A 17,183-nucleotide genomic window follows, 5' to 3' on the forward strand; every position below is an offset into this window, starting at 1 on the left:
ATGTAGTCAGTTTGAAGAGGGAAGCCGAATGCCTATTTATTGTACGCCTATAACTTGAAGTTATAGGTGAGCATGAGTGCTAACTTACTGATTCACATGCTGCTTTAGAGAATCAATAAACAGCTTGGTCGAAATGGATTGCGGCGTGTGCTCCGCAAACATGATAGAGATAGAAAATGATAGCGCTGGAGAAAGTGAGCGCACGCTTACTGATGTATCATTTTGATATTGTTTTGCTGTCCATGGATCGACAATCGCAAAGCCGGAGTGGTGCTTGACGAGTTCAGCGGCTGCGGCGTAACTGCGTACTGTGATCCCATGGTGATAATGCTCATTACGTGCAGAGAGTGTTTGATGAAGCAATAAACCGAGCGGGTCACGACTGTCCAAGCCGATGATTGGCAATTCGTGCTGAATCAAGTCATCAAACGAAATCGTGTCGTCATTCGAATTGAGCGCCTCTTTTGGCGCAATCAGGACAAGTTGCTGCTTGAGTAAAACTTCACTCAAAATCGCGGGTGGGGCTTCTTCACCAAAAGCAATAGCCACATCGAGTTCGTGCTTAAGTAAGCCAGAACACAGCTCATCACGGTTTGCAGTTAACAGTTCAAATGAGATGCCTTGCTGCTTAGACAGTTTCGCAACCGTTGGAACAAGTAACTGGGAAGCCAATACTGGCGGAGCTCCGACTCTCAAGTGCTGAGTGCCTTGTTTCACCTTATTGGTGAGAGAGCGAAATTGCCCAAGCTGTTGATAGACTTTCTCTGCTTCTGGAAGCAGAGCTTTGGCTTCTTGGGTCGGTACTAAGCGGCCTTTGATGCGCTCAAATAGTGCGAAGCTAAGTTGCTGTTCCGTATGGGCAAGTACCCGAGTGACATTGGGTTGCGAGACATGCAGTAGACGTGCGGCACCAGAAACAGTTCCGGTTTGCATGATTGCGTAAAAGACTTCCAACTGTCTTAAATTCACTGCGGTTTCCTTCGCTGTTTGAGATTGAGGAGAGCCTCTAATTTACTTCATTGCAGTCTCTAACTCTATACCCATATATATTGTCTTGTTGGTTTAGTTTTCCTTGCAAATGCCACATAAAGAAGACTGCTAACAATACGGTGGCAGCCGCGAGCGTGAAACCGTACTGGGTTAAGCCATAGTGACTTAGCATCGCAATGAGGACATAGCTAAGAGATTGTACTGTCGTTGCAAACATACTGATGCCACCATCCACTCGTCCTCTTTGGTGTACAGATACGGAATGGTGCATCCAATTGATTCTTGCTATTCGATTGAGTGCATTAAAGGTGCCAAATAGTGCCGTAAACATCAGGATGGTGACTGGACTTGCGGATAAGCTCATACCAATCAAGGCAAATGCTAAAACACTCATCGATACGACAATGATGTTGGTATGAGAAAACTGACGCAGTATCTTGGTGACGATAAGCCCGGTAAGTAGGGAGCCTAATCCAAAGCTGATGTTAAACCCGGCGTACCAATCGCCGGAGATACCTTGTTGTGAGAACCAAATCGGTACCAGTTTTCCAAGATAAGTTAAGATCGGATACGACAAGCAAGATAGCAGAATAAAGGCGTAAAACGTTGGTTCTCTGGCAAAGATCTGTTTGCTCTCTTTCAATTGAGTCATGAATGCAATTGAGTGGGATTCTCTGATTTGCTGTACGTAAGGCGTTACCATGTAGAAAAGTGCTGCGATGGAAGAGGCTGAGGCAGCAAATAAGGCGAACTCCAACATTCCCCACATCTCTAGCAATATGATACCCAACGCCCCAGCGCCTAAAGTGGTTGATTGCATGATGATTTCTTGCTGACCTGAAATCTTAGCGTATTCATGAGTTTGGTAGTTTTCTTGGGTGAATGCGTTGTTGGTTGTCCATGCGAAATTACTGGATACCCAATAAACCATTTGCGCAAAAGCTAAAAGCCAATGTGAGCCAAGTTCAAGCCAGTAAGCGATAAAAATGACAAATGCCATGCCCGCTTGTAGCCATTGATTGAGTACCAGGAGCTGCTTTCTTGAATGGCGGTCGATAAAAGTGGAAAAGAAAGGGGTCGCCAAGAAGGAAATAGCGGTACAAGAGAGAGCGACCAATGCGACGAAGGTCCCCATGTCTGGTTCAGCCAACATAACCCATGGCAGCGTCATCATAAATAATCCGGAAGAAATGCCATCAAAGAAGCGTCCAGCCAAGTAGGGGATTGTTTTATTTTTCATCGTTTTTATCTGCTTAATTTGTTAACGTGGTGTAACTTTAAAACCTCAAGTAAACTTGAGGTAAAGCACTTTATTGGATAAAAGAGGCTAGAAATGGAAATCAGCGTAGGTGAGGTAGCAAAGCGTTCTGGAGTGAAGGTATCGGCATTGCACTTTTATGAACAGAAGGGATTGATTTCAAGTTGGCGGAATCAAGGTAATCAACGTCGTTATCATCGCAGTGTGCTTCGCCGTGTTGCGGTGATCAAAGCTGCGCAGCAAGTCGGTTTATCATTAGAAGAGATCAAATTGGCACTAGAAGAACTGCCCAAGCATCAAGCGCCAAACAAGCTGCAATGGGAAACCATGGCCAGTCATTGGCATGAGCAGTTAGAACAAAAGATTCAAAAGCTCAAAGCGCTACAAAACGATTTAGGAGGTTGTATTGGTTGCGGGTGTCTCTCACTAGAAACTTGTGCATTAAGAAACCCTGAAGATGTGCTTGGTAAAGATCATGCTGGTTCGAATCTGACTCTCGACGAACAAGAGTCATAACAACGGCTGAGTTGGTTATTCCTTATCGAAACTATCCACCACAATCGCGCCCATTGAAGCGGGCATAGTAATCACAATCACCCGTTTGAGGGCGATTAGTGGGTCGGTGAATAAAGGAAGTTTGTTGATGCAGAAAAGTACTAAAGCAACCACTACTGCGGCAATGAAGTAAGCGATCACAACACGAAAGATGAACACGGCAACCCGCGTTTTTATGTTACTTTGAAATACGCTTTGGTAAGCGAAAAAACCTAAGAAGAGCACCGACAGGCTGAATAGCATCAGCAAATTCACCATTGGTAAGCTTTCACCTAAGCGCCAAGCTTCTTCCGAGAAAGAAATTGGGACTGCGAGAGCAAAAGCGCCAACCAAAACTTGGCTGGCATCTTCGAGGTTAAAGTGGCTGCTCATGCTTAAGACTCAGGCGTGCTGCTTGCTAAGAGCTGCTCAAAGCGCTCATTGCCGTGAAGAAGTTCAAGGTCTTGTTCTTCCGCTAACAAATCGCGAATAGAAGGGCTGGTATCAATCGCACGCTCTAAGTCTTCAATCGCTTGCTCTTCAATCCCTAAACGAGAGTAGGCACAAGCGCGTTGGTAAAGGGCTGGGCCGTTCGTATCGTCCACTTCCAGAACTCTGTTACATAAGCTCAGTGCCCAGTGGTACTCTTTGATCTCCATAGCGGCGTCGGCTTTGTAAGTCAGCGCTTCTAAATCACCAGGGCGAACAAGCAAAATTTCATCGTAGATATCGATGCGTTGTTCCGGAGTTTGTGAGCTTTGTGCACGAAGCCATAAGTTATGGATTTCGTTGATCTTCTCAATCTCTTTGTTGTTCTCGCTGATGATGCGGGTTTTACGTTTCAAGTCACGCTCCAACGCCACGAACTTTTTCTCATATTCCTGAGCTATCTTTTCTAATCGCTTGTCTGCCATCTCTTTGGTGTTGTGCTTAAACTCGCGCAGGGATTGCCAACCAACAAAAGCAATGAGTGAGGCGACACCAGCAATGATGTAGAAGAAGTAAGTGACGGTGACATTGGCATAGTTCAGTGACTTATCGGCCACCGTTAACTCACGGTCAGTGATTTCAACAATCATTCTACGCTCTAGGTCTTGTTGCTCCTGACGAAGTGATTTCAACTCATCAAGGATATAACGCTCCATTAGTGGTCTGTCTAAAAGGTCGGATTCTGAATACTTTTCTTCTGATGCTAGAGTAGGAAAGGAGAGCAGAGCAGCGAAGAAGATGCCGATGATTAAGCGCATAGAACGTCCTTTTGCGTCGAGAGTGGATGAATCTCTGAAACCATAGCAAATAGAGGCAAGGTTTAGCAAAAAACTCATGAAAAATGATTGTTTTATAAAGTGTTCTGATGTGCTTTTGCGTTGCTCTTTTTGTGGTGAATAGATACTCTTTTCTCCACTGGAAACCAATGGCAAGCAATATGGACGCAAAATCACAAGCCTACCTCGAACAATACCTTCAATTACTGTCTCAGCAAGAAAAAGACGCAATCCCGTCAGTGAGTGCGGATTACTACTGTGCAGATGAGTACAACGCCAACAATTGTGCTGAGTTGGTACGAATTGGTCAGAAAACCGCATCTTGCAGCATGGAACTTTGGTATAGCCAACAAGGAGAAGTAACGCCGCAAGTAGGTCACTTACAAGTTGTGACAAACTGGGATGGAGAGCCTGTGTGCATCATTCGAATCACGGATGTTAGTACTTGTCGATATGCAGACGTGAGTGAGGATTTTGCTCACGCAGAAGGGGAAGGTGACCGCACCATGGCTTGGTGGCGAGACGCACACACTCGGTTTTTCAAAGTCGAGTGTGATGAGTTAGGCATTGAGTGGCACGAGCAGCGATTATTGCTGCTAGAGCGGTTTGAAGTGGTGTATCCTCGCCTTGGAGAAACCTCGCGATAGTGCCAAGAAATGTTAAGGTAGCCCTAGCTGTTTAAGGTCAGATATAAACAGCAGGGTGTTGATTACTCGTAATGTTGACTCGTCTGGTTTCATCGCGTAAGCGCGTTTGTATGATGTTGCTGCTAAGTAGGTTTTGCCCTCAACTTCAGCGATTTTGCCAGCAATGATGTTACTGAACCAAGACTCTCGTATATTGACAGCTTTTGCTAACAAAGTTTTAGTGTTGCTCAAGTCATCTCTATCGAAGGAGCAGACCGCAAGAGCTTCGTAATATATAGGAGCATGGAGTTCATCTCTTATACTCAACAAACTATCATACATTTCATTTAGCTCGTTATCTGGAACTGCGAACGGCTGAATTGAGTTCAGAATTTTAGCGGAAATCAGTCTTTCAGCTGAAGCGATCTCTAAGTTTGGGTTCTGCTTTAGAACTTCATCGTATAATTTTATCGCGGAATATAGTGAGCGCGTCGTTATTATGCTCGATGCATAATGGGCTTGATGCATTAAATTGAACGTTTTTGAGTCTCGTGGGTACTGGCGATCTAGCTTGTCTATGATGGCGTGATCGAAAGATGTTTCCATCACGGCTTCAAGGTCCGTCAATATGTTTTGAGCCACGAGGACTATGACGCTGTCATCGAGAGAGTATTCACGAGAAAATAATTTTTTATCCGAGATGTTGTCGTATATATAAAACTCTAAGACAGGGCTATGACTTTCTTCTGTAATGCTGCCGGACATAACAAGAGCCGCTCTTTCAGAAAGGTCATTATCTTGCTCATAGAGCAAAGAGGAGCGGTATCTTCCTTGTTGATTGACGCGGTAGTTGATTAAGTCACTTAAACCAAAGGCAAGATGTTGGTATTTGTCTGGAGATGAAAAGGTAACAAAAGCGACATTATATGGGTTAATAGTTGCCTTGCTGTTTGTTTTCTTAGGGAACCAATTAAATGCCATTAGCACAGCAAATAGCAAGAGTGTGACAAAAGAAACGAATGCCAACTTAAAGGTTGTAGATTTGCTAATCATGTTAGACGAAGGCTGTCCAGAATGTGGAGTTGTGCCTTCAACCCGACTGACATTAGCCTCCAATACATACCCCGCTTTGGGTCTTGTTACTATGAGTTTTTTGTATTCAGTGCCCAGTTCTGATAACGCTTTTCTTAAGTCACTCACTGCTTGTGTTAGTGAGTGATCACTGACAAAATCGCGACTCCAAACAGAGGTTAGGATCTCTTCTCGAGAAAGAGTTTGATTTGGATGTTGAACCATGAACAGCAACAACTGATTTGCTTTAGGCGTGAGCAGAATACTTTTCTCCTCATGGCAAATCGTTTGTTCGATACTGTTGAAATGGATGCCATTTATAATGTACACGCGCTGTTCCTTACTACCAATCGCGTATTGCCTGAACGTTACTCCTGTTTCGTGAGTGAACTAAATCCCTTTCTCAAACAATGTGCCAAATACGTACTCTGTTCCCAGATCAAATGCGAAGAAAAACTGGTTATCATTTTTTTTCACTAGCGTCGCAGCGAGAAAGTGACCGATAACTGGAATGTCTAATTTTTCTTGTGAGCGAATTTGCTCCAACCAAGTCGTGGTTCTGTCTCGGACCGTAAATAGGTACTCACTTCCGGTGTGCTCTTCGTATTTTAGGTCGAGTCTAAACGCGAACTTGGCGTTATCTTGCGCTTGTGCAACTAGTGATAGTGTCATTGACTCATTTTGAATGAGCGCATTAACGTCATAATTGATAGGGCCAGTATTCGTTTCCAGCTTAGAATGCCCTGTCCAAACGCCCACGATACTTCGCAGTGGTGAATTCAGTTTATTATGCAGCTCATATCCAGCCCAGAAAAAAAGACATGCGGAGACAAATAATGTGATGCTAGTGATTACATAACGTTTTTGCATAACATAACTCCATCATTTAATACACAAATTCGGTACCCACGCTCTGTTCTCTTAAGAAATGTTTCTTGGTTTGGTCGCGTGGAGGCGAAGCGCGCTTGCTCTATATTATCTGGCTCAAAAAGATAATGAGTGTCTCCATTGGATAAGGTAATTCCTGCCACCGACGGAGAGCCAAATTGATAGCCAACAACGAGAAAAAACAAGCTGAATATTAACCAAAAAACAAAGTAAGGCAGATATTGTAAGCGGGAGGAACTATTTGTCTGACCGACCTCAATTTGATAGCGAACGAACTTAGGGCTTGCCCCCAATATATAGCCTGTTTTCGGTATGGTGCGGACCAAAGTTCGGTCAGTATCGACTAAATCATCTCTCAAGGTTCTTACTGCTTGGTTGATTGTAGAGTCCGTAGCATAGGAGTTACTCCATAATGCATGTTGAATAGCATCTCTAGTTGCGGGTAAAGGGTGCTGTTTTACCAAAATGTGCAGAAGTTCGTTTTCACGTGCTTTCAATACAACTCGTCGATCTTTAGTGATGAGTACCCCTTCAGTGGGTGAATAGCGAAACTGATCAAACTGATAATGGTCACTGTGCAGAGCTGAGTTCATCTGTTGCCCAACCTATCTATCTTACCTATCAAGTCATTTTAAGATCTAACTGATTTAGTGATATTGCTAAACTTCACAATAACCTTTGTCTTGAGGTTTTTTTGATAAAAATAAGGATTTGTACCTGCCTCACCTAGATATATTCACCAGTTTGACTTCATTTGAAAGAATAAAAATATCAAATTGAGGTTTTCTTGAGGTCTATGATCTGCCAAGCCCGCATTCTATCTCCACCGGCTTGAGGCCAACTACATTGTTGAGCTGGTGTATTTGCTCAACGCAATTGCTGTTTTCGGAGATAGAGAATGAAAACGAATCACTACTTAATTACTGCAGGCGCTTTCTTACTTGCTTCGCCCTGTATGGCTATTGAGATTGCTAAACATGACTCTGCGACGTTGGAGTTTGGCGGCTGGATTGCTGCTGAGTACAGCCATAACTTTGATGACAGTCCCTATGATTTGGGTTTCAACTCCAACGCATCTCGTTTGTTCTTTGCAGGAGAGAATCAAATTAATGATGACATTACTGCATTTGGCAAGTTGGAGTATGCCGTTGCCTTTAGTGACATGACCGATACCGAGTTCAATACCCGTTTGGGTTACATCGGGATGCGCACCCAATATGGCTCTATTGAAGCGGGTAAGGTCTGGTCACCTTTTTATGATATCGCAATGTATTCAGACACCGTTTTCAGTAACAAGGACACAGCGACAGGGGCATTTTTTGCCCCAGCGTCTGAGGTAGGCGGCTTTGGGCGTGCGGATAATTCCGTTAAGTACTACAACAAGTTTGGCTTTGGGGATGGAAAGATTTTGGTTGGCTTAATAGTTGGAGACCAAAGTGACCAATCCATTACAGATACTGTAACGGTTAACACCACCTATGGAGGTTCGCTTCGTTACGCACAGGGCGGTTTTCAGTTTGGAGTTGCCCATCAAGTAGCAAATACAGGCGGACTAACAAATGGTGATGATTCTATCAGTGCAACGATTGTCGGAGCGTTTTATAACAGCGAAAAATGGATGCTTGGTGGAAACTATACATTTGGCAAAAATAACCAAAAAGAATTTGGTGCTGATCCAGTAGCCTCAAACCTTGTTGACTCTGACGGTATCGAGTTTTTTGGCCACTACCGTTTCTCCGATAGCTGGAAAGCATTTGTTGGCTACAACCGTTTGACCACAGAAACGGACACCTACACAACAGAATTTTCTAACATTGGTGTAGTAAAGAACTTTGATCAGAAGCTCGCTCTCTACTCTGAATATCGTATTGACCATGATTCAACCAAAAACAGCCTATTTCACGGTGATGCTTGGTCGATTGGCATTATCTATTTCTTCTCTGAATACCCTCAATATTTCTAGATTGCTAGAAGGAAAAAACTATGGATGTAGCAATTAAAAACCAAAACAAATCTGGGATGGCCATGTGGTTCCCTTTACTTGTTGTTTGTTTCGCTCAAGTCGGAACCTCCGGTGACAACTCTGTTTTATCGATGTCAACCAATGAGTTCATCTCACAATTGAATGCGACTATGAACCAAGTCCAGCTGGCCAATATCGTATACAGCTTATTGGCCGGTGCTCTGATGGTGTTTGGCGGTATGTTAGGTATCGCAAAAGGTTTTAAACAAGTATTTATGGCGGGTGCTGCATTGTGTGCTGCTGGTGAAGCGCTTGCTGTGGTCGCACCGAACATGGAAGTACTAATTTGGGGGGCTCGCTCCTTAACAGGGTTCGGTGCTGCGCTGATGATTCCATCGGTATTAGGGATCATCGTTTCTCTCTATGAGGGCAAAGAACGCGCCGTAGCATTCGGCGGTGTCGGCGCCGCCACAGGTGTCGCTGCGGTAGTGATGCCAATTGGTGCGGGTGTCATTATGGATGCATCAGGTTATCAAGCTGCTTTCTCTACCATGTCTGGTTGGTTTGTGTTGGTATTTCTAGCGGCTTGGAAACTCATTCCAAATATTAAACCTGCTCAAATGCGTGTTGACTATGTGGGTACGGTGATGGCGTCACTTGGTCTGCTAGCTTTCATCATTGGTTGCTCGAAAGTCTCGGAGTGGGGGTTAATTGAGCCAATGTCTGCACCCTTTACTGTTATGGGTATGTCCCCAGCTTTACCTCTAGCGATTCTTGGTATTGCAATCATGGTCGTGACCATGATGGTAGAAAAGCAGATCGAGCAGAAGCATGGTGCGGCACTTATTCCCCAGTCATTTATTAAAACGCGACAAGTGCGTAATGGTCTTTATGTTACTGGCCTAATCTTTGCGGTGTTTGGTGCGGCATTCTTTGTAACCCTTTCATGGATCATGGTAGTTGCAGGGCTTGGCGGGGCAGCAACAGGAGTTGCGATGGCTACTATGGCGGCTCCGATGATTATCTTCTCTCTGGGTATTCCTAAAAAATACAGTCATTGGTCACCTCGAATGGTGGTGTTAGCGTCATCTGCAGCAGTCTGTCTGGGCGCGATTTCAATGGCTTATTCTCTACAGGCTGACGGCTTTAACCCAGTGTTTATGTATACGGGCTTGCTACTTCTAGGCTGTGGTCAAGGTGGTTACGCATCTCAATCGGCAATGATTGTAGCTTCTGCACTAAACCCTCGAGACGCGGCACAATCCGGTGGTATTCAGTGTTCCACTCGCAACGTGTGGCAGGCTGCAGGCGTTGCAATCATTGGTGCAGTTTTGCTGTTCAGTTCGACCGCAATATATAAATCAGAAATTGCTCAAAGTGACGTAGCACCGATAGTTAAAACTTACGTAGCAGAAACGCCAGTTCATGGCTTTATGTCGAACCAAGTTTTGCTAGAAAAACTCACCCAAGCAGGCGCTGACATGCCTCAAGCGGAAGCCGCATTGACTATCTACAAAGATGTTCGTATCGAGTCAGCACAATATTCATTTTGGGCTCTGACATTGTTTGTACTGCTTCACCTACCAGGCTTCATGGGCATTCCAACGCAAGGTTGGACTCAAAAACAGTAATTATTTGAATTAAATCTACTGCCTTGTTTTTCCAAGTATTTCACCGTCAATAAGAAGAACAAGGCAAACCCTACAAATTAATAAGAAGAGACTATTTTATGAACTATCAAGCTCTATGCATGCGTCTAATAGATGTTAAGAAACCTGTGACAGTATTTACAGCTCAAAAAGTGATTACGATGAATCCAGAGCAACCAGAAGCAGAATCGGTTGCGGTCCAAAATGGCGTAATTGTCGGAGTTGGTGAGACAGAGACTATTCGCTCCTTGCTGAACGTTCACCGAATTGAAGCTCAGTTCAACAATACATTTGAAGAAAGCTACATCTATGCCGGCTTCGCAGAACATCACATGCATCCACATATTTTAGGGGCATACCTTAAAGATTCTCATTATGTCGGTTATGTTGACCGCAAAGCGGCCGATGGTTCTGTAATGAAAGGGATTCAATCGGTTGAACAACTTACAGAACACCTAAAAGTACTAATTGAAAAAGACCGTGTGCGTTTGGAGTCAGACTCTGAGCAGTGGCTAAATTGTTGGGGGTTTGATCCGCTGCTATTGGCGGGTGCAGATGTAACACGAAATGTACTTGATGAAGTGAGTAAAGAGTTCCCTATCTGTTTGGGGCACGCCTCTGGTCACGTTATCAATATTAACTCGGTAGCAATCGAGTTATGTGGCTACGAGAACATGGAAGAGGATCCAAACTTGTTCCGTTACGAAAGTGGTCAAGTGAATGGCACGGTGGCAGAGCCAGAATTAATGCAGTTTGCTTTCTCCAAAGGTGCCGCAAGAATGGATTTTTCAGAAGAGGGCATTATTGAAGCTGGTGAACTGGCGACAAAAGTTGCTCGTATCAATGGCTGTACCAGTGTGACTGACAAAGGAACAAACTTTCCATTGACTCCTGGCAATGTCGCAGCCGAGGGGTGGTTGAAAGCGCAAGCGCAAGGTCGTTTACATACGCGAGTCAATATGGAACCTTGGTTTAGTTCAATTGATCGTTGGGTATACGGTGATAAGCATGGTTGGGATGCGGTCCATGCGATTCGTGATGAGAAGAACCCATATCTCTCTGTTGGTAACTTTAAGATGCTTACGGATGGTTCAATCCAAGGCTTCACTGCTCACTTACTTCCGGATCAAAACTATGTAACTGAGGGCAAACCAAATGGTCATCTGTTGATGTCCAAAGAGAAATTGATCGAACAAATCTCTATTGGTGAAGCTCATGGTATGTCTTGCTCAATTCATACTAATGGTAATGGCGCTACCGAGGTCGCAATTCAAGCAATTGAAGAAATTCGTAAAACTAAACCAAATCTTGGTTTCCGCCACTCACTGGAACACTGTCAATTGGCGACTGAGAACCAGTTCTACCGAATGAAACAAGTAGGTATTACGCCTAACTTGTTCACGAACCACTTGTACTACTGGGGAGATGTGCACGCGAGGTACACAGTGGGTGAACATGGCGTAAGACGAATGGATGCGTGTCGCTCAGCAACAAACCACGGACTCATGCATGGTGTCCACTCTGATGACATGGTGACGGAAGTGAGTCCATTGTTCTCTGCTTGGTGTGCCGTGAACCGTCGTTCTCTGAGTGGTGTTGTTTATGGAGAAGACCAATGTTTAACCGTTGCGGAAGCTATGCGAGTTATCACTTACAACCATGCATGGCTTGCGCATCAAGAAGATGTTCGCGGGTCAATTGAAGTGGGTAAATGGGCTGATTTTACTGTCTTGGCCGAAGAAGCGACGGAAGAGAAACGTGAGACCCTTAAAGATATTCGTATTGTCGGAACCGTTATTGGTGGTGATGACATTTTCTTGAACTAATGTGGGGGCGGGAAGGTGAAATGCCTTCCCGTTTTACGTTATGGATACATTACGAGCATCGTGGCGACAGATAGAACCTTGGTATATTTTTATGGTGATACTTGGCGCGTTTAACGTCGGGTTCTGCATTATGTTGGTTCCACAGTTTGTCGTACTCTCATTCGACTCAGGTTTAGCCAAGATAGGTTTGATCATGGCGGCTTGGACCGCAGGGCCGCTTGTGGGGCCGTGGTTTTCAAAATACATTGATAAGTGGGGGACACCAAAAGTCTGGCTTTCTGGCTTATTTCTCGTCAATGCATGTTTGGCGTTTGCGGTTCAGTACTCACAAAGCGTATTGAGTTTGTTCTTCAACATGTTTATTCAGGGACTTATCTATGCGATAGGGTACTCAATTCTCAATTTACTCATAGTTCGTCGCTATGAAGAAAAAGAGTGGCACGGAAGAACAGGCATGTTGATCGCTGCATTTATCATAGGGGAGGTGATAGGCTTTGGGGTTGCAGGGCGAATTGAAATGCCCGCAGCTGGATTTGTCGGTGCTAGCATTGTTATGGTGCTGAGTAGTTTACTAGCGCTAGTTCTGGTTCCTGATTTCAACAAATCTTTTATTCGTACCCGTAGTCCGGAGCAACGATCCCAACAAGTGAAAAAGCTTCTACATTCTCCTTTTGGAATTATGGCCTTAGGGTGGGGGCTGCTTTGCTTTGCCGCACAGATTCTGTTTTTACCTTTTCCTGTATTGATGCGAGAAGTCTTCCAAATAATGCCAGAACATTCGAGCTCAGTGGTCAGTATCAGTGGAATTATTGCGCTCAGTTTCTACCCGATTGTAGGTAAGTTAACGGAACGTTTCGGGGCTGATAACGTGCTTATCACCTCTAGCGCAGTAAAAGCAATGGTATTTGTTGTGTTGGCATACTGTGCTTTTTACTACCAGCCAGAACTGATGTTGATTGTGCTGTGTATGGTTTTCGTTAATCGCTGTACGTGGCCTTTTATGATGGCCAGTTCTCAAATTCAAGCAGCACAACTTTCCGGTGAGTGCTCAAAATCTATGGCGTTAACCATTTTCATGGCGATCGCTGGTATCGGCAACTTTCTCTCTGGCGTAATTAACTCCATGGTAACGGCGTCGCTAGGTATGAGTTATATCCCTCTTGTCGCAGCTATAACGGCTTCGGTAGGTGTTGTTTTACTGTTTGGCAACAAGTACCGCGAGCTAAGGCATGACCAACACATAGATCAACCTAAACATTACCCTTAAAGGAAATATTATGAACAATACGGATAAAGCAGTCCTTATAGGAGTGCTGGCTTTCCTTAGCCCTTTTTTTGTGTTTGATTCAGTTTATCAAGCGTTTATTACCATTACCGACCAACATGGCTTTGCTATGTCTGGGGTTAAATTCGCAATATTGGCCACATTTGGTGAAGTGTTGGGACAGCGAATTCGAACAGGTTCATGGTCTATTAAAGGTTTTGGTGTTATCCCAAAAATGATTGTGTGGTATGTACTTGGGGTGCTGATTAAAGCTGCATTTGTTGTATTTGCGGTGGGAGACCCGGTGGTATTGAACAAGTTCTTGCCTGATGCGGGACCTTTGTTAACTGCTTTCTCAATTAGCTTGGGGCTCAACTTAATATTTGCACCAATATTTATGACGTTACACAAAATCACTGATTTACACATTGCCGATCATCATGGTTCGATGGGTGCGTTAATTAAACCAATCAATATGGCTCAGAAATTTAGTCAAATAGATTGGAATACTCAGTATGGTTTCGTATTTAAAAAAACCATTCCGTTGTTTTGGATTCCGGCTCACACGATTACGTTTTTACTACCTCCTGCGTTCCAAGTGGTGTTTGCGGCAAGTTTAGGCGTCGCTCTTGGCGTTATTTTGGCTCTGGCCGGTGGGAGACCTAAGACTGGGGCATTAACGGTTTGATATTAGCGTTCAAAGCAACAGGCTTTTAATGTCCTTACAAGCAATCTTGAGGTTACAAACCGCTGTTAAATCCATACGCACGGGGCATTGAGAATGCTTTGATGTGATTCACCTAGCATCGAATTAATACAAACAAATAAGGCTTGGTTAAACACTAAGCCTGTTCTTTTATGCACAATGACTTAAGCTAACTGTTCTTGACTATACAGTTGCTGGATAAGAGTTTGCCACTCTTCTCTTAATACACCGTATTTGATCGAGTCGTAGTATTCGCCTTGGTAATAGCGTACCTTACGAATGCGAGCTTCTTGCTGCATGCCAAGCTTTTCAGCACAGCGCATCATTCTTGGATTACCCGACCAGGTTGTTAACCCGACTCGTTCGATTTCTTGAGTATCAAATATGTGGCTTATCCAAGGCACTAGCGCGCAAAAGCCCAGACCTTTGTTCCAGTAGTTGGAATCGTAGATGACGATGCCTGCTTCTAACCAACGTGTGCTTTCACATTCCCAATACCAACTGACAGAGCCGACAGGTTTGCCCTCGAACTCAATCAACAACATGTCTTCGCCTTTCATTAGTCGTTGTAAGGTGTTGTTGCGAAAGCCCTCTAGTGTTGGTGTCTGATATGGAAAGTAAGGGCCATTGAACTCAGCCCATCGTTCATCTTCAGTGAGCAACTGATAAAGTGCCTTTGCTTCTTCGGGAATCGCTCTTCTTAATGTAACACCTTGAAAATGGTACATAACACTCCTTGTTATAATGCACTAACGTTTAATTGCAGTGATACTGAACATATGCCAATGCTTTGTACTACCAACGGCTGTGCTGCCATCTTCATCCCTCTCATAAAAGTGGACGATCTCGTAATCCTCAAATAATGCTTCCACTTCTTCCTTCGTAAACGCACTGATATTTGGATGTGTGTCTGCGTCAACCCAAGAATCGTGAGTCCCCAGTAAATCTCCGCAAAATATACCACCCGGCTGTAATGTTTCGTTGATTCTCTGCCATACGCTTTCGAAGCGTTCGCTAGGGCAAAAGAACAAGCTGGCACTGGCAATGAACAAGCTGCATTGCGGGTAATGAAAATCACTAAAGCAAGACTGCGATATGAAAAAGTTAGGATTGCCTTCGAAACGCGTCAAGCAAGTTTCCACCGCATCTTGATGAGTGTCGAACGCGTAGACGGTAAAGCCTTGTTTGAGAAGATAGTTGGAATCTCGACCGATACCGCATCCTGCATCAATGGCGATTTTGTGTTTGAGCGTAAGCAGATTGGCGGCTCGTTCTACGTTTGGTCGGTGAGGTTGGCTCGCAACCTTCTGATAGTATTCGTTCCATGTTACTGACATTGCGATTCCTTTCTAGTTATAAAAAACGCTACTCAACCATGAATAGCGCTATGATTTTTCGAAGGTTAACCAATTTCTTCGAGTAAAGAACTTTTAATTTACCATAGTGTGAGTGACTTAAAGTTGGTCTTCGATTGGAAGAATTCCCGAAAACCAAGCGCCCATTTTTCGCCACACACTCGCTTCTGGTTCTGAATTGAATTCTTCGCCAGTCTCTTTATCTAGCCATGCGATATCACCATCTTTAATGGCTATTTGATAAGCACTTTCTTTGAGTTGCTCAGGCAATAGTGCTAGAGATTTCTGTACGTACTCTGGTTGCTCTATAACCACTGCCATTTCGGTGTTGAGCTCTGCAGAGCGAGGATCCCAGTTCATCGAACCGACAAATAAGGTTTTACCATCGATCATCATGGCTTTGGCGTGTAGACTTGCTCGGCTGCTACCCGTTAAGCTCCACTTACTTTTGATGTTCGCACTTGCTTTGACCTCCCACAGTTTAATGCCTGCTTTGACGAGATCTTCACGATATTTAGCATACCAACCATGAACGGCGAAGACATCGTTAGATGCTAAGCTGTTTGTCACAATAGTGATATCAATGCCGCGCTTCGCTGCTTTGACAAGTGCTTTGGTTCCCGATTCTGTTGGTACAAAGTAAGGGGAAATCAGTACAAACGAATCTTCAACGCTTTCTAATAGCTCACTTAAGTTGGCAACAAGTTGGCTTTCTTGAGTTTCGATTTTATCGGGTAAGTCAAACCAGACATTACCTTGACCCCAATACAATTTCAGTTGACCTTGTTGTAGTTTTTCGTACAGATCCAACTTTTTGAAGTTATACCGACCGGTTGAGAACTTCGCTTCTAACCCCAACTTTTTAACTTGGTCTTGAATTTCGTCATCATCAACTTTGTTGGAGTTTGGGACAATCCATTCCATCGGAACGGCGTAAAGGCTATTCCAGTAAAGATCAAATTGGTCTGCTGTTTGTGTTACTACTTCACCAAATAGCATCACATCAAAATCCCCAAACTCTACATTGGATTCAAAAGAGAAGTACTCATTACCAATGTTTCTGCCGCCCACTATGGCAGAGACGCTATCTGAAATTAGAGATTTGTTATGCATGCGTCGATTTAGTCGACCGAAATCGCTTGCAAAAGCAAAGACCCGGGCATCGCGATAATGATGGGGATTGAATAGACGAATCTCTATATTTGGATGAGCGTTCAGCTCCGCCATACCTGCATCATTACGTTTTTGCATGTCATCTAATAATAAACGAACTCGGACACCACGCTGAGCGGCTTCATATAAACGCCAAGTGATAAGTTGGCTAGTCTCGTCACTGCGATAAATATAGTACTGCAGATCTATGCTTTTCTCTGCAGATTCAATCAGTGCGATTCGAGCCAAAAGCGCATCATTCCCTTGATTGAGAGGATAGAAAGCAGTGTCTGAATCAGGAGCTTTATCGTAGCCTTCAAAAAATTCAGCCAGTGCGGAGTCTGCTTGGTAGCCAAACTGAAAGCTGGTGGACTTCTCACTAGGATCTCTTGGCTGGATCGACGAACATGCTGAGATCAGGACAAGCATAGAGCCAAGAAAGGCTTTAGAGAGATAACGTAGCAATACACACTTCCTTGTTAATACACGACGCAACCCTTTGATTATATATCAAGCTTCGAAGACTGGTAACGTGCATGCTTGTCGCAAAGTCGCAGATTTTTCAATAGACCACTGAGTCCGGTTTGGATGATAGCCATTTTGGAAACGATATTATTCGGGCGGACAATATCATGT

At 44.1% G+C, this 17,183-nt stretch carries 17 protein-coding genes; 7 read left to right on the forward strand and 10 right to left on the reverse strand.

Going from position 1 to position 17,183, the window contains the following annotated elements; translation table 11 throughout:
• Window positions 1-84: 84 nt before the first annotated feature.
• Window positions 85-969, reverse strand: coding sequence for a LysR family transcriptional regulator (locus tag J4N37_RS22190; protein WP_252042352.1), 885 nt, complete (start codon window positions 967-969; stop codon window positions 85-87).
• A gap of 37 nt (window positions 970-1,006) precedes the next feature.
• The gene (locus tag J4N37_RS22195; protein ID WP_252042354.1) at window positions 1,007-2,230 is read right to left on the reverse strand and encodes an MFS transporter; all 1,224 of its coding nucleotides are present in this window, start codon (window positions 2,228-2,230) and stop codon (window positions 1,007-1,009) included.
• A gap of 93 nt (window positions 2,231-2,323) precedes the next feature.
• Between J4N37_RS22195 and soxR the strand changes: the two genes are divergently transcribed.
• Window positions 2,324-2,764, forward strand: a complete 441-nt coding sequence (gene soxR, locus J4N37_RS22200; protein WP_252042356.1) for a redox-sensitive transcriptional activator SoxR — start codon at window positions 2,324-2,326, stop codon at window positions 2,762-2,764.
• A gap of 15 nt (window positions 2,765-2,779) precedes the next feature.
• On the opposite strand, the gene J4N37_RS22205 is transcribed toward soxR, so the two are convergent.
• Window positions 2,780-3,175 carry a DUF2391 family protein gene (locus J4N37_RS22205; protein ID WP_252042358.1) on the reverse strand — a complete coding sequence of 132 codons (396 nt, stop codon included), beginning with the start codon at window positions 3,173-3,175 and terminating at the stop codon, window positions 2,780-2,782.
• A 2-nt stretch (window positions 3,176-3,177) separates the two neighbouring features.
• The gene (locus tag J4N37_RS22210) at window positions 3,178-4,029 is read right to left on the reverse strand and encodes a tetratricopeptide repeat protein (RefSeq protein WP_252042359.1); all 852 of its coding nucleotides are present in this window, start codon (window positions 4,027-4,029) and stop codon (window positions 3,178-3,180) included.
• Between the two features lie 179 nt (window positions 4,030-4,208).
• Here J4N37_RS22210 and J4N37_RS22215 point away from each other — a divergent pair, with 179 nt between their 5' ends.
• Window positions 4,209-4,694: an ASCH domain-containing protein gene (locus tag J4N37_RS22215; protein WP_252043302.1), complete on the forward strand. Its 486-nt coding sequence runs from the start codon at window positions 4,209-4,211 to the stop codon at window positions 4,692-4,694.
• A gap of 12 nt (window positions 4,695-4,706) precedes the next feature.
• Here the strand turns inward: J4N37_RS22215 and J4N37_RS22220 are convergent, their stop codons facing one another.
• Genes J4N37_RS22220 through J4N37_RS22230 form a run of 3 tightly spaced genes read right to left on the reverse strand, consistent with a single transcriptional unit; the run spans window position 4,707 to window position 7,225 of the window.
• Complete coding sequence (locus J4N37_RS22220) at window positions 4,707-6,074, reverse strand: winged helix-turn-helix domain-containing protein (RefSeq protein WP_252042360.1); 1,368 nt, start codon at window positions 6,072-6,074, stop codon at window positions 4,707-4,709.
• A 60-nt stretch (window positions 6,075-6,134) separates the two neighbouring features.
• A complete protein-coding gene (locus J4N37_RS22225; protein ID WP_252042361.1) occupies window positions 6,135-6,614 on the reverse strand; it encodes a hypothetical protein in 480 nt (159 codons plus the stop codon).
• Window positions 6,596-7,225, reverse strand: coding sequence for a winged helix-turn-helix domain-containing protein (locus J4N37_RS22230; RefSeq protein WP_252042363.1), 630 nt, complete (start codon window positions 7,223-7,225; stop codon window positions 6,596-6,598). The genes J4N37_RS22225 and J4N37_RS22230 overlap by 19 nt, the downstream gene beginning before the upstream one ends.
• Window positions 7,226-7,530: 305 nt before the next feature.
• Between J4N37_RS22230 and J4N37_RS22235 the strand changes: the two genes are divergently transcribed.
• The 5 genes from J4N37_RS22235 to J4N37_RS22255 all read left to right on the forward strand — a co-directional run bounded on the left by J4N37_RS22235 (window position 7,531) and on the right by J4N37_RS22255 (window position 14,022).
• Window positions 7,531-8,595 (forward strand): porin, encoded by a 1,065-nt coding sequence (locus tag J4N37_RS22235; protein ID WP_252042365.1) that lies wholly within the window; start codon window positions 7,531-7,533, stop codon window positions 8,593-8,595.
• Window positions 8,596-8,615: 20 nt separating this feature from the next.
• Entirely contained in the window at window positions 8,616-10,226 is a 1,611-nt protein-coding gene (locus J4N37_RS22240; protein WP_199459609.1) for an MFS transporter, read from the forward strand.
• A 98-nt stretch (window positions 10,227-10,324) separates the two neighbouring features.
• Window positions 10,325-12,070, forward strand: coding sequence for an amidohydrolase (locus J4N37_RS22245; protein ID WP_252042366.1), 1,746 nt, complete (start codon window positions 10,325-10,327; stop codon window positions 12,068-12,070).
• A 40-nt stretch (window positions 12,071-12,110) separates the two neighbouring features.
• Entirely contained in the window at window positions 12,111-13,337 is a 1,227-nt protein-coding gene (locus tag J4N37_RS22250) for an MFS transporter (protein WP_252042367.1), read from the forward strand.
• Between the two features lie 10 nt (window positions 13,338-13,347).
• Window positions 13,348-14,022, forward strand: coding sequence for a hypothetical protein (locus tag J4N37_RS22255; RefSeq protein WP_252042368.1), 675 nt, complete (start codon window positions 13,348-13,350; stop codon window positions 14,020-14,022).
• Window positions 14,023-14,204: 182 nt separating this feature from the next.
• Here the strand turns inward: J4N37_RS22255 and J4N37_RS22260 are convergent, their stop codons facing one another.
• From J4N37_RS22260 to J4N37_RS22270, 3 genes are all read right to left on the reverse strand, one after another.
• The gene (locus J4N37_RS22260) at window positions 14,205-14,768 is read right to left on the reverse strand and encodes a GNAT family N-acetyltransferase (protein WP_252042370.1); all 564 of its coding nucleotides are present in this window, start codon (window positions 14,766-14,768) and stop codon (window positions 14,205-14,207) included.
• 21 nt (window positions 14,769-14,789) lie between these two features.
• Window positions 14,790-15,377: a class I SAM-dependent methyltransferase gene (locus J4N37_RS22265; protein WP_045385542.1), complete on the reverse strand. Its 588-nt coding sequence runs from the start codon at window positions 15,375-15,377 to the stop codon at window positions 14,790-14,792.
• A 117-nt stretch (window positions 15,378-15,494) separates the two neighbouring features.
• On the reverse strand, window positions 15,495-17,012 hold the full coding sequence (locus J4N37_RS22270; protein WP_045385545.1) for a phospholipase D family protein: 1,518 nt from the start codon (window positions 17,010-17,012) through the stop codon (window positions 15,495-15,497).
• Window positions 17,013-17,183: the final 171 nt, after the last annotated feature.

Source organism: Vibrio sp. SCSIO 43153, assembly GCF_023716625.1.
Classification (GTDB): domain Bacteria; phylum Pseudomonadota; class Gammaproteobacteria; order Enterobacterales; family Vibrionaceae; genus Vibrio; species Vibrio rotiferianus.